We start from the raw sequence: 13144 nt of genomic DNA, 5'->3' as shown, positions 1-13144 counted from the left end.
TGTTTTCCGCTCCGTTTCCGGCGCTTCGTTCATCCAACTCGCTGGTGTCTTCTGCGGCTTGACGCCCCGTCCGACGTTTCAAACTCTAGCCGATCTCCACTCCGAAAAGCGAATCGACCGCAATCCAATAAAACGAGCACACCGATATACACACCGGGCCTCGCTCGCACATGGCAAGCCGACCCGGCCCGAACCCGGGACGTGGTGTTTCGAAAGGATTGGCCGCCCCGGGACCGTCCGCGCCGATGCGTGTCCGGTGCTCCCTGCCGAGCGACTGGCTGACAGTACCCCTACTCAGCGCCCGAAACAAATGCCCAGCCCAGGGCGCGCCCGCCAAGGCGAGCACGGACAGACCGTGCTCGACCTCGGCGGACGCACCCCCTACGAAACGCGACGCGCAGGGTCAGCCGACGGCGCCGAGGATCGGCGCCCAGGCGGCACCGGTGAGTGCGGCCACCGCCTGCTGCTCGGAGAGCGGAGGAGCGGCACGGGTCGGCTTCGGCGTCTCGGCGCCGGTGCCGCCGCCGGTGCTGTTCCACTGCACCATCTGAAGCTGCGCGCCGGTCGACTTCAGGGTCACCGTCACCGTCCAGCGGCGGGCGGTGTCGGGACGGACCGGGTGCGCGGCCGCGTTCTGCTGGAACATCACCAGGGCCCCGCCGGGAATCTCGGCGCTGCTCGGCAGCTCGCTCATCTTGCAGGTGTCACCGTCACGCTTGGGCTGCCACTCGCAGCTCAGCCCGTCGCCGTCCTTGAGCGGCAGCTGGAGCCGCACGGCCGAGACACCGACGAAGGCGGCGCCGTGCCCGTCGTCGAGGACCAGTCCGCCGTTGGCGACGCGCCCGTTGGACGGATCCGAGGGGTTGTTGCTCTGCCCGCTCTCCGCGCTGAACCGGCCGCCGGGGAACGTCGCCTCCAGAGCCTGGATCATCTGGGTGTCGGTGATCGCGGAACGCGGCATCGCCATCGCCGCCACCCTGATGTCGGATCCTTCGGAGTGCATCCCGGCGAGCACGTCGGGGATCACCAGGCCGGCCGCCGCGATCACGGTGCAGGCGCCGACCCCGGCGATGACGCCGGCCGTGCGCCGACGCCGGCGGCTTCGCCCGCGCTGGACGGCTCCGCGCATGAGCGTGGTGAGGTCTGGTTCGAGGGAGTCGGTCGTGCGGTCCAGGGCGTGTGCGAGGTCTGCTTCGAACGGCATGCTGGCGTCACCTATTTCTGTCGCTGATGGGGGCTTCGTGGCGGTTTCGACCTGCGCGCACCGATGCTCAGTGCGGAACCAGGTCGGACAGGCTGTCGCCGAGCAGGGCACGCACCCTGCCGAGCGCCCGGGTGCCCTGGGAGCGGACCGCGCTGCTGCTCAGCTTGAGCATCCGGGCGGTCTCCTCGATGCTGCGGTCCTCCCAGTAGCGCAGCAGCAGCACCGCCCGGTCGCGGGGCGGAAGTTGGCCGAGCGCGTCCAACAGGGTGAGTCGCAGTGCGGTGTCGGGGCCGGCCGCCGCGCTGTCGGGCATGTTCCCGATGGGGCGCTCGCCGCTGCTCCGTCGACGCCGCAGGCTGAGGAAGGTGCGGACCAGGACCGTCTGGGCGTAGGCGGCCGGGTTGTCCGCCTTGGCCACCCGCTTCCAGTGCACGTACACCCGGCTGAGGGTCTCCTGGACCAGGTCCTCGGCAAGATGCGCGTCGCCGGCCGCGAGGACGTACGCGGAGCGGTACAGCGCCTTCGCCCTCGCCGCCACGAACGCCAGGTACTCATCCTCCTGTGCTGATTTCACTCGGTTCCCGCCTGTTCCCTTGTCCTGTGATCCCCGTGCATACCCCTCATGACTACGTAAGGCGTCAGCATGTCGCGCGGGCGGGGCACCTTCTTTTTTTTCACCGCTGCCGCGTCGGCCGCCCTCCACGGACACCTTCGTCTCCCCTTCGTCTCCCCGCGGCCGACCCCGCGAGAAGCAGCCCCGGCCAGCGGTGATGCGGTCGGTATCATGCGCCCGGGGGTTCGTTTGCAGGCAGAGGGGAACGGTCGGTGGGTGGGTTGCGGTTCACGGTGCTGGGACCGATACGGGGGTGGCGGGACGGCGGCGAGCTCGCACTCGGGTCGCCGCAGCAGCGGAACCTGCTGCTCTCGCTGCTGCTGAGGGCCAACCACCCCGTGTCGACCGGTCAGCTCGTCGACGACCTGTGGGGCGAGGAGCCGCCCGCCAAGCCCGTAGCCGTGATCCGGACGTACGTCCACCGCCTGCGCCGCGTCCTCGGGCCCGCCCCGCTGACCTCGCTCAGCGGGGGCTACCTGCTCACCGTGGATCCCGGGGAGCTGGACACCCACCGCTGCGAGGAGCTCGTCGGCGCGGCGAAGGAGCTCAGCGGCGCCGGGGAGCACGCCCGCGCCGCCGCGACGCTGCGCCTGGCACTGGCCCTCTGGCAGGGCGAGCCGATGTCCGGACTCTCCGGCCCCTATGCCGAGCGGCAGCGCGGCGAGTGGACCGAACGCCGGGTGACCGTCCTGGAGTCGTGTCTGGAGGCCGAGATCGAGGCCGGACCGTCCGGCGAGGCCGTCGCCGAACTGACCGCGGTCGCGGCCGAGCACCCGCTCAGGGAACGGTTCTCCGAGCTGCTGATGCTCGCCCTCTACCGGGCCGGGCGGCAGGCCGAGGCCCTGAGCGTGTACCGCGACACGGACCGGCGGCTGCGGGCGCAGCTCGGCGTCGCCGCCGGGCCCGGTCTGCGCGAGTTGCAGCGCCGGATCCTGGTGGCCGACACCGCCCTCGTGGCGCCCGCGCCGCCCCGGCCCGACGCCACCACCACCACGGCCCGCCCGCCGTACCACGCGCCGATCCGGCCGACCCAGGTACCGGCCGACCTCGCCGACTTCACCGGCCGCGAGGCGCAGACGGAAGCGGTGCGGGCCGTCCTGCTCGCGCCCCGCACCGTGCCCGTGGCGACGGTGTCGGGCCTGGGCGGCATGGGCAAGACGGCCCTGGCCGTCCATGTCGCGCACGGCCTGGCCGCCGACTTCCCCGACGGCCAGCTCTACGTCGACCTGCACGGGGCCGACGGCCGCCCGACCCCGCCCGAGGAGGTGCTGGGCGCCTTCCTCCGCGCCCTCGGCGTGCCGGCGGAGGCGCTGCCCGCCGGGCTCGCCGAACGCTCCGCCCAGTTCCGCTCGCTGCTCTCCGGCCGACGCGTGCTGATGGTCCTCGACAACGCCCGGGACGCCGAACAGATCAGGCCGCTGCTGCCCGGCCGGCCCGGTTGCGCCGTGCTCGTCACCAGCCGGGCCAGGCTCGGTTCACTTCCCAACGCGCACGTCGTCGAGCTGCCGGCCTTCGCCCCGGAGGAGGCCCTCGACCTGCTCGGCCAGGTGGTCGGCGGGCAGCGGTTGCGGGCCGAGGCGGACACGGCCCGGGAGCTCGTGCGGCTCTGCGGTCACCTCCCGTTGGCCGTGCGCATCCTCGCCGCCCGCCTCTCCTGCCGGCCGGGCTGGACCATGGCCCGGCTGCTCGACAAGCTGTCCGAGAATCGTCGCCGGCTGGACGTGCTGCGCACCGAGGACCTCGCCGTCGAGTCGGCGTTCCGCTTCGGCTACGACCAGCTGACGCCCGACCAGGCCCGGGCCTTCTGTCTGTTGGCGGTGCCGGACGTGCCCGACCTGTCGCCGGGCGCGGTCGCGGCGGTGCTCGACCTGCCCGAGCACGAGGCCGAGGAGCTGGCCGAGTCGCTGGTCGACTGCTCGATGCTGGAGACCGCGCCGCCGGACCGCTACCGGTACCACGACCTGCTGCGTGCCTTCGCCCAGCGGCTCGTCCCGGAGACAGCGGCCGACGTCGAGGCCGGCACGGGCTCGGCCCCGGAGGCGGACCGCCCGGCCGCCGTCCTCACCCGCCTGGTGATCCGCCAGCACGCCGAGACCGTCGCGGCCCTCGGCCCGGCCGCCACCCGCGCGGCCCTGACCGGCGCCGGTGCACCGTACGCTCCCGACTGCCGCGCGGTGGCCCGCGGTCGCGGCGAGTACCACGGCATCGGCGCTCTGGTCGGCCAGTACGCCGGGCTCCCCCGGCCACCCCGGCTCGATCTGGTGGCCGAACTGCTGCTCGGGGGCAGCCTGTTGTGCGAGACCGGCCAGGCCGCCCGGCCGCTGGGGCACGCGGCCAAGGTCCTGCTCCAGGCCGCCGTCCGGCAGGGCGACCGAACGGCCGAGGTCAGGGCCCGGCTGGTGCTCGGTCGGCTGCTGACCGAGGTCGGCTCCGAACCCGCGGCCCTCGGCGAGCTGATCAGGTCCCGCGACCTGTGCATCGCCCACGGCCTGCCGGGGCCGCTGCTCGCCCTGGCCCACGCCTCGCTGGCCGCCCTGTTCCTCCAGGTCGGTCGGCCGGGCGACGCGGTCGACGGCTTCGCGGCGGCGATCGCGGTCTGGGAACGGCTCGGCGACCGGCGCTCGGTGGCGGGCGAACTGCTCAACCTGGCCGGCGCGTTCACCGAGCTCGGCCGGCCCGAGGCGGCGGTCCGCGTCGTCGACCAGTCCCTGCTGATCTGCCACCAGCTCGCCGACCACGAGCTCCAGGCGCTCGCCCTCGACTCGTTGGGGACGATCGCCCACGATCGCGGCGAGTTCGAGCAGGCCCTGCGCCACCACCGCGGCGCCCTCGCCCTGCTGCGGCCGGACGACCGGCGCCGGACGGGCCGCACGCTCCTGCGGCTCACCGAGTCGCTGCGAGCCGTCGGCCGCGGCGACGAGGCGGTGGAGGCGGCCGACCGGGCGGTCGAGGTGCTGACGCTCGACGGCGACCGCCGCGGGCGGGGGCTGGCCCTGGCGGCGCTCGGTGACGCGCTCGCCGACCGCGGCGCCGCCGAGGACGCGGCCCGGGCGTGCCGGTCGGAGGCCTACGACATCCTGGCCTCCATCGGCTCCCCCGAAGCCGACCGGCTGCGCGCCCTGATCGGCCTCGGCGGGGCCGCCGACCGGCCCCGCCGGCAGTGGCCGTCCTGGCTGCCGGCGTGATCCTCCCCTCGCCCCGGGGGTGTTCGGCTGGCGGGCCGACGGCTCAGCGCAGCTCCCACACCTGGTTCTCCGCGTTCGAGCAGGCCGCCACCCTGACGTAGTAACCGGCTCCGTCGGACGTCAGGCAGCCCTTGGTGGCGCCGTTGACGATCTGGTAGCCGCCCCGAACCTGCGTGAAGGACCAGAGCTGGTTGTCGGTGAACGGCGGGCTCGTCCAGATCTGCACGCGCCCGTCGCCCGTGTCCAGGTCCAGCACCTTGGTGTAGTTGCTGGAGGCGTTGCGCAGGAAGTACTTCCCCTCGAAGACCTTCTCCAGCCGCCACACCTGGGCCGACGTGCCGTTGACGCTGAAGGTGCCGACTCGGTTGCCGTTCTGGTCCCCGGAGTAGGAGTTGTCCAGCGCGCCGCCGACGCTGGCGATCTGTGCCTGGGAGGGCAGCTGTGGCTGCGGTTTCGGCTCCGGTGTGGGCGGCGTGGGCGGCGCCGACGTCGCGGACGGTGTGGGCGTGGGCGGTTCGTGGGAAGCGGGCGGGGACGGGAGGGCGGAGGTCGGCGCGGGCGGGGCGGGGTTCTGGCCGGTGGTGGGCGCCGTGGAGGCCGGAGCCGGCACACCGGGCTGGGACGGGGAGGCGGAGGTCGGCGCGGGCGGGGCCGGGTTCTGGCCGGCGGTGGGCGCGCCGGAGGCCGGAACCGGCACACCGGGCCGGACGGGCCCGGCGGAGGTCCGCCCGGCGACCGGCTCGGGCTCGGCGCCGGGCGTGGGGCTCCCGCCCGCTTCCGGTCCGGCCGACGGCACCGGGGCCGTCGGCTCGGCGGGCTGCTGTCCGGCGGGTTGGCGGTCGGCTGCCACCGCCGCGGGAACGGCCGGGCCCGAGAGGCCGGCCACCGGGCCCGCGACGGCGGCGGCGTCCGGCGCGCCGTCCTCGTCGGACCGGATCACCGTCGCGCCGGAGGCCCCGACCACGCAGAGCAGCGACAGCGCCGTCACCCCGATCAGCCCGCGCAGGCGGAACCTGGCCCACGGTGCGCGTCCGGCGACCGGCCAGGGCCCGACCGGAGCCGGCGGCGCCGTCTCCTCGGCCGGTGCGAGGGCGTCCCGTACCGCCGCGGCCATCGCCGCCGCGTCGGGCCAGCGCTCGCCGGGATCCTTGGCCATCGCCCGCTCGACCAGCGCCCACACCGGCGCGGGCACGTCCTCCGGAAGCGGCGGCACGGGCTCCGTCAGGTGCTTGAGGATCAGTTCGAGGGCGGTCTCCCCGTCGAAGGGGAGCTTGCCGGCGAGGCATTCGTAGAGGACGACGCCGAGTGCGTAGAGGTCCGCCGAGGCGGTGACCGTCCCGGTGGAGGCCTGTTCGGGTGCCTGGTAGGCGGCGGTGCCGAGCACCATGCCCGGTACGGTCAGCCGGGCGTCGCAGCCGGGCCGGGCGATGCCGAAGTCCGCGATCACCGTCCGGTCGCCGCGGACCATCAGGTTGGCCGGTTTGATGTCCCGGTGGACCACCCCGGACTCGTGCGCGGCCTCCAACGCCTCCAGCACCTGGAGCGCCATCCGGAGGGTCTCCTCCACCGGCAGCGCGCCGCGGCGCTCCAGCACGGCGCTCAGCGGTTCCCCGTCGATCAGCTCCATGACCAGGTAGCCGACCGAGGGCCGCCCGTCCACGGCGCTGTGCCCGTAGTCGTAGACGCCGACGATGCCCGGGTGGCGCAGCTGCGCCATGACGCGGGCCTCGGCGTGGAAGCGTTCGGCGAAGCCGGATTCGTCCAGCAGGGCCAGCTTCACCACCTTGACCGCGACCCGGCGGCCCAGGACCTCGTCCTCGGCGAGCCACACGTCGCCCATCGACCCGCCGCCCAGCAGGTCCACCAGCCGGTAGCGGTCGGCGAGCACGGTGCCGCGCATGATACTCCCTGAATCAAGCCCGAGGACCGGAGCGAATCCGGAGACCGGCCCGGTTCCATGGGCGCACCTTGGTCCGGGGCGCCCTCCGAGGATCATGACACCGGCAAAACAACTACTGGCTGTCCATCATATGAATCACGATCGACTCAAGCCATTCCCGCCCCATGCCCCACCCCACGCCCCCGCGTCTCGACGGCCGCATTGACGCAGCCGACCGGGTGGGGTGTCAGGCACACTCCCCCGGCTGCGACCGGTCACCGGTCACCGGTCCACTCGAAGGAACGCCGTCGTCGAGCCTCGCGGAAGCCGTCGGCGGGGAGGCGGCTCGTCCTCGGTCCCGGACGGCCGCGGAGCAGGCCGTCAAGGCCTCCCGAAGCGCCGGACCGACTTCTCGCGCTTCTCGCGCCAAAGGTTCGTAGCAAAATTACCTGTCACTGGAATGCAGGTCACCAGGCCTTTTCGCATCGCGCCCCCGGACCGGCCGACCTAGCGTGGTTCGCGGCGCTCCTCCCCGACATTCCTCGCCGCACGCGAGCCATGGGACTGAGCCGCAGATCCGCCCGAGCACAGCTTCGGCGGCACACGAACAGATGAATTCAGAAAGGCTCACGCATGGGCTTCAACCGTGTCGACGCGGTGATGGCCGTTCCCGACAAGCCGAACCAGCTCTGGGTGTTCTCCAACACCGACTACCGGCGCGTCGAAATCACCGTGACGAGCAGCCACCCGTACCCGGACAAGCTCATCCTCAAGGGCACCATCCGCGAGGACTGGCCCAGCCTGTCGGACTTCGCGAAGATCGACGCCGTCATGAAGGTCCCGGACGGCAGCAACGAGTACTGGGTCTTCTCCGGCGACCGGTTCGTGCGGATCAACGTCGCCAACGGGGAGCCGCACAAGGACACCAAGACCTACGGTCCGGCGCCGCTGAGCGAGTGGGAAGGCCTCACCAAGGGCTGACGGCCGCCTCGGGTGCCCGGACCGCACCGGACCCGCCGCATCCCAGCGCTGGACGCCCGGCCGGGCCGCCCCCGGCCGGGCGTCTCACGTACCCGTACGTGCCCCGAGCCGTCGGTCCCTTCGTCCACCCCACCTCCCCCGCCCACGTTCGCCCGCTCCGATCGGAGACCTGCCCATGGGTCAGTTCGTCACAGACGTCAACGTCCTGGTCGCCTACGACGACCCGGTGCGGAGTCCGTTCCACACACCCACCGGGTGGGAGTGGATCGACGTCGACCTGAACAAGGGCGCGCACGGCGCCTACCTGTACCTCGTCTTCGAACGGTCCGCCGACGACCGGCCCGTCACCGGCATCCGCGTCCTGAAGGACGACGAGAAGCCGCCCGCCGGGTACCAGAAGCTGCCGGTCGACCTCAACAGGGGGACGCCCGTACACGGCACGGCCCTGTTCCTGGCCGTCACCCGCCAGGAAGGCGCAGGCCGGCCCGTCGTCGACCTCACCGTCACGCACTGGAAGGACGGATCGCAGGAGATCCCTCCCGAGACGGGCTACACCCGCGTCGACACCGATCTCAACAAGGGCGCCAAGGGCGACCTCATCTACCTCGACTACCTCCGGGCCACCGAGAACGCACCCTCCGGTTCGCCCGCCACGCCGGACCAGGAGAACGCGTGAATACTCCCCACTCCCCGCAGAGCGCTCCGTCGCTGCCGGACTCGCTGCTGAAGGCCCTCAAGCGCAAACCCCGCCCCGGCGGTCTGAAGGCCATCCGACACGTGGTCTTCCTGATGCAGGAGAACCGTTCCTTCGACCACTACTTCGGCAGCAACTTCCGAGGAGTGCGCGGGTACGACGACCGCAACCTCGTCACGTTCCCCGGGACCGACGGCCGCACCGTCCTCGACCAGCCCGACCCGGACCACCCGTCCACGCCCCGGAGGCCCTACCAGCTCAGACCGGACCAGGGTACGGCCGAGCCGGCGGCCCACACCTGGCCCACCGGCCACCAGGCGTGGAACAACGGCCGCTACGACCAGTGGATCAAGGCCAAGGGGACCGTCACGATGGGCTACTTCGACCAGCCGGAGGTCGTCGGCACCTACCGGGCGCTGGCCGAGCGGTTCACCGTGTGCGACGCCTACCACTGCTCGGTGATGAGCGAGACCACCTCGAACCGCAACTACCTCTTCAGCGGATTCGGCGGCTGGGAGCCCGACGGGTCGCGGGTCACCGGATCGGCCGCGCACGACCGCGAGAACCCCGATGCGACCTACGCGGGGGACCGGACGCCGGGCTACAACTGGTCCAGTTACCCCGAGATCCTGGAGGGCAACAACGACCCCTTCGGCTCCGACGGGATCAGCTGGCGCGTCTACCAGGGCTGGGACAACTACTACGACAACAACCTGGACTTCCACGCCGAGTTCAAGCGGATCTTCCAGACCGTGCTGAAGACGGCCAAGCTCGACTACCTGAGCCTGTACGACTTCTACAAGGATCCGAAGCGCGTGCGCCCGGAGGACGTGGAGGCCCTCGCCAAGGCGGTCGCCGACCTGCCGCCGGCCGACCGGAGCCTCTACGACCGCGGGCTCTTCCGCTGCCCGCCCCCGCCGGACTCGAAGCAGAACCCGAAGAACTACCGCGACTTCGTCTACGCGTTCGCCCAGGACGTGGCGGCGAAGAGGGTCCCCCGGGTCTCGTACCTGGTGCCCTCGGACGCGGACTCGGAACACCCGGGCGACGGCGGTTCGGCCCCCATGACCGGCGAGGAGGTCGTCGCCCAGGTCCTGGACGTCATCGCCTCCGACGAGGACATGTGGGACTCCACCGTGCTGTTCATCAGCTACGACGAGAACGACGGCTTCTTCGACCACGTGCCGCCGCCGGTGCCCCCGCAGGGCGTCGACGACGAGTACGTCGGCAAGGAGCCCATCGGCCTGGGCATGCGCGTGCCGATGATCGTCGTCTCCCCGTGGACCGTGGGCGGCTACGTCAACTCCCAGGTCTTCGACCACACCTCACAAATCCGGTTCCTGGAGGAGTGGTTGGGCGTACGGCAGCCCGCCATCAGCCGCTGGCGGCGCACCGTGGCCGGCAACCTCACCTCGGTCTTCGACTTCGACCGCACCGGCGACCCGCCACCGCAACCCACCGACCCCACCCGGCGTCTGGCCCGCCCGCTGCCGTACCAGCCGGACGCCCACGGCGCCCTGGACCAGAAGCAGGGCGCGTTCGTCCTCCAGCCGACCAACACCGGCGCCGCCGCCGTCCACCTGACCCTGTACGACAACGTCGGCACGTCCGGCGCCTACGACGCCCCTCGACACTTCGACGTGCTCGGCACCACCACGCCCGCCACCAAAGTGCCGGTGCGCGGAGGAAGTTACGACTTCTACCTCACCGGCCCCAACGGATTCCGCCGAGAGTTCGCCGGGAAGGCCGCCGGGGCCGCAGCCGAAACCTCCGTGGCCACCGCCATCGCCACCGCCCCGAAGCGCGTTCTCACCCTGACGATCACGTCGCCGAGCGCCACGCCGCAGACCGTCACCGTGGCGCCCCGGCACTACAGCACCGCGAAGGCGCTGACCGGGACCGTCGTCATGGGCAAACCCCTCGTCCTCGCCTGGGACACCGATGCCGCCGACGGCTGGTACGACCTGGACCTCGCGATCGCCGAGGACGCGTCCTTCCGCCGCCGCCTCATGGGCCACGTCGAGAACGGCCGGCCGAGCATCAGCGGCTGAACGGCGAAGAGGCCGGCGCCGGGGCGCGGCGCCGGCCTCTTCGGGTGTGAGGCGTCCTACCGGCGGCCGCGGGCCGGTGCGGGGTTGAGCTTGGCACTGAGCACCGACAGGAAGGTCGGGAGCCTGTCCACCGCGGTCTTGGGGACGGGGGTGACCTGGACGGTGTCCCGGACCACGTCCTGCACGACGAGCTTGTAGGTGCCGCCCTCCTCGACGAGTTCGGCGGCGTAGAGCAGTGTTTCTTCCACCAGTGATCCTCCGGTTGTCTGTCGTACGGCGGGTCAGGAGCCGTTGAGCCAGGCGTTCCACGCCTTGGTCGCCTGCTCCTCGTCCGCTCCCTCGGCGAACAGGTGGTGGCCCAGCCAGATCGGCCAGTTCCAGGTGCCGCCGTTGAAGAACCGGTACAGCGCGTCCGGGCCGCGCAGACCGATGAAGTCGGGGCTGAGCCAGTCCACGACGACCGCCTCCGGGCCGCCGTCCGTACCGGGGACGTGGAGTTCGAGCCGGTCGCCGACGACCGCGTCCTCGGCGAGGCCGAGGCGTCGGCGCAGGGCGGCGAAGTCGGCCGGGTCGGCGGTGGGTTCGGGGCGCTGGGCCTTGACGTAGACGGCGGGGCGGCCGCCGAAGTGCCGCAGGTACTCGGCGAGGCCGTGCTGGTAGAAGTGGACGTGCTTCTCGGCCGCGTCCGCCTTGGTGTCCCAGGTCGCGTCCCAGACGCCCTCGTGCACCCAGTGGATTCCCATCCGCAGGTGGCTCGTTCCGCTGTCCACCGGCTCGATCCGGTAGCTGAGCGTGTTGGAGAACTCGTCGCCCAGGGTCGCCCGGACGGCGAAGTGGCTCGGCGGCTCCCACACCACGACGGTGCTGTCGGACCGGGTGGCCTTTCCGCCGACGCGCGGCTCGACCTCCATCGGGTACAGCCAGCCCAGGTTGCCGGCGCCGGTGGCGACCGCGGCCCAGACCTGTTCGGGTGTCGCGGGCAGGTCCTGTTCCTTGCGGACCTCGAACTCTCGCGTCATGGTCGGTTCTCCTTCGTCGTCGGTCGGGTGTCAGTAGGTGAGCGGGAGGGCGCTCAGCCGCCGTTGCAGCGGGTTGGGCCGCCATTCGAGGGCCGCCCCGCCGGCGGCTTCGTCGGCCAGCCGCAGCTGCGGGAGCCGGCGGACCAGCGTGCTGACGGCCACCTCCACCTGGAGCTTGGCCAGCGGGCCGCCGAGGCAGAAGTGCGGTCCGTGGCCGAAGCTCAGGTGCCGGTTGCCGGGGCGGGTCAGGTCGAGCCGGTCGGGGTCCTCGAAGCGCTCGGGATCGCGGTTGGTCGCACCGAGGAACAGGTACGCCAACTCGCCCTCGCGCAGCGTCCGTCCGCCGATCTCCAGGTCCTCCGCGACGACCCGGACGATCGCCTGGGTCACCGTGTCGTAGCGGGCCAGTTCCTCGACGGCGCCGCGGATCAGCCCCGGGTCCTCGCGCAGCCGGGCCAGCTGGCCGGGGTGGCGCAGCAGGGCGAGCACGCCGTTGCCGACCAGGTGGGTGGTGGTCTCGTCGCCTGCGGTGATCAGGACGAAGCAGGTGGACAGCAGTTCGGAGTCGGTGAGCCGGTCGTCCTGCGCCTGCGTCGCGACCAGGGCGCTGATCAGGTCGTCGCCCGGTTCGCGCCGGCGCTGCCGGATGAGCCCGGACAGGTACTCCTCGTACTGCCCGATCGCCTCCTCGGACTTGTCGATGTCCTCGCCCAGCCGGCCGAAGCGGCGGAACCAGGTCTTGACCTGCGGGCGGTCCTCGGGCGGGATGCCGAAGAGCTCACAGACGACGGACATCGGCAGCGGGGAGGCGACCGCCTCGATCAGGTCCATGGCCGGGCCCGCCGCGAGCGCCTCGTCGATGAGCCGGTCGACGATCCGCTGGATGCCGTCGCGCAGGGCTTCGACCCGCCGGGCGGTGAACGCGCGGTTGGCGAGCTTGCGCAGCCGGGCATGGTCGGGCGGGTCGGTGTTGGTCATCACCCGGCCGAGCCGGTCGGTGAGCCGGCTGAAGGCCTTGAGGTCGCCGCCGAGCGCTCCGTAGGCGCGGGTCATCCGGTCCCGGTCGTTGGACAGCCGCAGGTCTCCCAGGGCCGCCTCGACGTCGGCGTACCGGGTGAGGTGCCAGATGCCCTCGGCGCTGCGGTGGACCGGGCTCTCGCGCCGCATGCGGGCGTAGAACGGGTACGGGTCCCGCCGGGCCTCGGGGGTGAGCAGGTCCGCGGCGAAGTCGTGGGGCGGGGCGAGGCCCGCCGCGGGGCGGGCCTCGTCCGTGGTGTCGGTCGCATTCACAACGGGCCGCGTTACCGCTGGGCGTCCATGGCGTCGGCGAGGCTCCTGGGCCGCATGTCGGTCCAGGACTTCTCGACGTACTCCAGGCAGGCGGCGTTGGTGTCGGGGCCGTGGGCGACGGTCCAGCCGTCGGGGACGTCCGCGAACTGGGGCCAGAGCGAGTGTTGGTTCTCGTCGTTGACGAGCACGAGGAAGGTGCCGTCCTGGTCGTCGAAGGGGTTGGTCATG

The 13144-nt window shown here is 72.3% G+C and carries 11 protein-coding genes; 4 read left to right on the top strand and 7 right to left on the bottom strand.

The window, feature by feature from the left end; translation table 11 throughout:
- Window positions 1-403: 403 nt before the first annotated feature.
- Together AC07BF_RS31740 and AC07BF_RS31735 are read right to left on the bottom strand one after the other, a co-directional pair.
- Entirely contained in the window at window positions 404-1204 is an 801-nt protein-coding gene (locus AC07BF_RS31740) for a hypothetical protein (protein WP_363632660.1), read from the bottom strand.
- 67 nt (window positions 1205-1271) lie between these two features.
- Window positions 1272-1778 (bottom strand): SigE family RNA polymerase sigma factor, encoded by a 507-nt coding sequence (locus tag AC07BF_RS31735; protein WP_363587258.1) that lies wholly within the window; start codon window positions 1776-1778, stop codon window positions 1272-1274.
- 272 nt (window positions 1779-2050) lie between these two features.
- On the opposite strand from AC07BF_RS31735, the gene AC07BF_RS31730 reads away from it, so the two are divergent.
- Entirely contained in the window at window positions 2051-5002 is a 2952-nt protein-coding gene (locus tag AC07BF_RS31730; protein ID WP_478334260.1) for an AfsR/SARP family transcriptional regulator, read from the top strand.
- Between the two features lie 43 nt (window positions 5003-5045).
- Here AC07BF_RS31730 and AC07BF_RS31725 read toward each other — a convergent pair whose 3' ends face one another.
- On the bottom strand, window positions 5046-6902 hold the full coding sequence (locus AC07BF_RS31725; protein ID WP_478334259.1) for a serine/threonine protein kinase: 1857 nt from the start codon (window positions 6900-6902) through the stop codon (window positions 5046-5048).
- 612 nt (window positions 6903-7514) lie between these two features.
- Between AC07BF_RS31725 and AC07BF_RS31720 the strand changes: the two genes are divergently transcribed.
- From AC07BF_RS31720 to AC07BF_RS31710, 3 genes are all read left to right on the top strand, one after another.
- Window positions 7515-7862 carry a hypothetical protein gene (locus AC07BF_RS31720; protein ID WP_363587261.1) on the top strand — a complete coding sequence of 116 codons (348 nt, stop codon included), beginning with the start codon at window positions 7515-7517 and terminating at the stop codon, window positions 7860-7862.
- 175 nt (window positions 7863-8037) lie between these two features.
- Entirely contained in the window at window positions 8038-8538 is a 501-nt protein-coding gene (locus tag AC07BF_RS31715) for an MVB12 family protein (protein WP_400845164.1), read from the top strand.
- Window positions 8535-10607 (top strand): alkaline phosphatase family protein, encoded by a 2073-nt coding sequence (locus AC07BF_RS31710; protein WP_400989585.1) that lies wholly within the window; start codon window positions 8535-8537, stop codon window positions 10605-10607. Before AC07BF_RS31715 ends, AC07BF_RS31710 begins: the two co-directional genes overlap by 4 nt.
- Before the next feature lie 56 nt (window positions 10608-10663).
- Here the strand turns inward: AC07BF_RS31710 and AC07BF_RS31705 are convergent, their stop codons facing one another.
- From AC07BF_RS31705 to AC07BF_RS31690, 4 genes are read right to left on the bottom strand one after another with little or no spacing between them, the layout of a single operon-like run.
- A complete protein-coding gene (locus AC07BF_RS31705; protein WP_244293816.1) occupies window positions 10664-10855 on the bottom strand; it encodes a hypothetical protein in 192 nt (63 codons plus the stop codon).
- A 33-nt stretch (window positions 10856-10888) separates the two neighbouring features.
- Window positions 10889-11626 carry an SRPBCC family protein gene (locus AC07BF_RS31700; protein ID WP_478334258.1) on the bottom strand — a complete coding sequence of 246 codons (738 nt, stop codon included), beginning with the start codon at window positions 11624-11626 and terminating at the stop codon, window positions 10889-10891.
- Window positions 11627-11656: 30 nt separating this feature from the next.
- Window positions 11657-12916 carry a cytochrome P450 gene (locus AC07BF_RS31695; RefSeq protein WP_363587265.1) on the bottom strand — a complete coding sequence of 420 codons (1260 nt, stop codon included), beginning with the start codon at window positions 12914-12916 and terminating at the stop codon, window positions 11657-11659.
- A gap of 11 nt (window positions 12917-12927) precedes the next feature.
- On the bottom strand, window positions 12928-13143 hold the full coding sequence (locus AC07BF_RS31690; protein ID WP_363587266.1) for an MbtH family protein: 216 nt from the start codon (window positions 13141-13143) through the stop codon (window positions 12928-12930).
- Window position 13144 lies beyond the last annotated feature (1 nt).

The sequence above is a fragment of the Kitasatospora sp. NPDC043950 genome (assembly GCF_056435345.1).
The sequence above is the reverse complement of the archived record's forward strand: the minus strand, read 5'-3'. Positions and strand labels throughout refer to the sequence as shown.

Excerpts from the sequence above, each read along its gene's own strand:
- AC07BF_RS31740 (WP_363632660.1), bottom strand. The coding sequence starts at position 1,204 with ATGCCGTTCGAAGCAGACCTCGCACACGCCCTGGACCGCACGACCGAC.
- AC07BF_RS31725 (WP_478334259.1), bottom strand. The coding sequence starts at position 6,902 with ATGCGCGGCACCGTGCTCGCCGACCGCTACCGGCTGGTGGACCTGCTG.
- AC07BF_RS31720 (WP_363587261.1), top strand. The coding sequence starts at position 7,515 with ATGGGCTTCAACCGTGTCGACGCGGTGATGGCCGTTCCCGACAAGCCG.
- AC07BF_RS31715 (WP_400845164.1), top strand. The coding sequence starts at position 8,038 with ATGGGTCAGTTCGTCACAGACGTCAACGTCCTGGTCGCCTACGACGAC.
- AC07BF_RS31700 (WP_478334258.1), bottom strand. The coding sequence starts at position 11,626 with ATGACGCGAGAGTTCGAGGTCCGCAAGGAACAGGACCTGCCCGCGACA.
- AC07BF_RS31690 (WP_363587266.1), bottom strand. The coding sequence starts at position 13,143 with ATGACCAACCCCTTCGACGACCAGGACGGCACCTTCCTCGTGCTCGTC.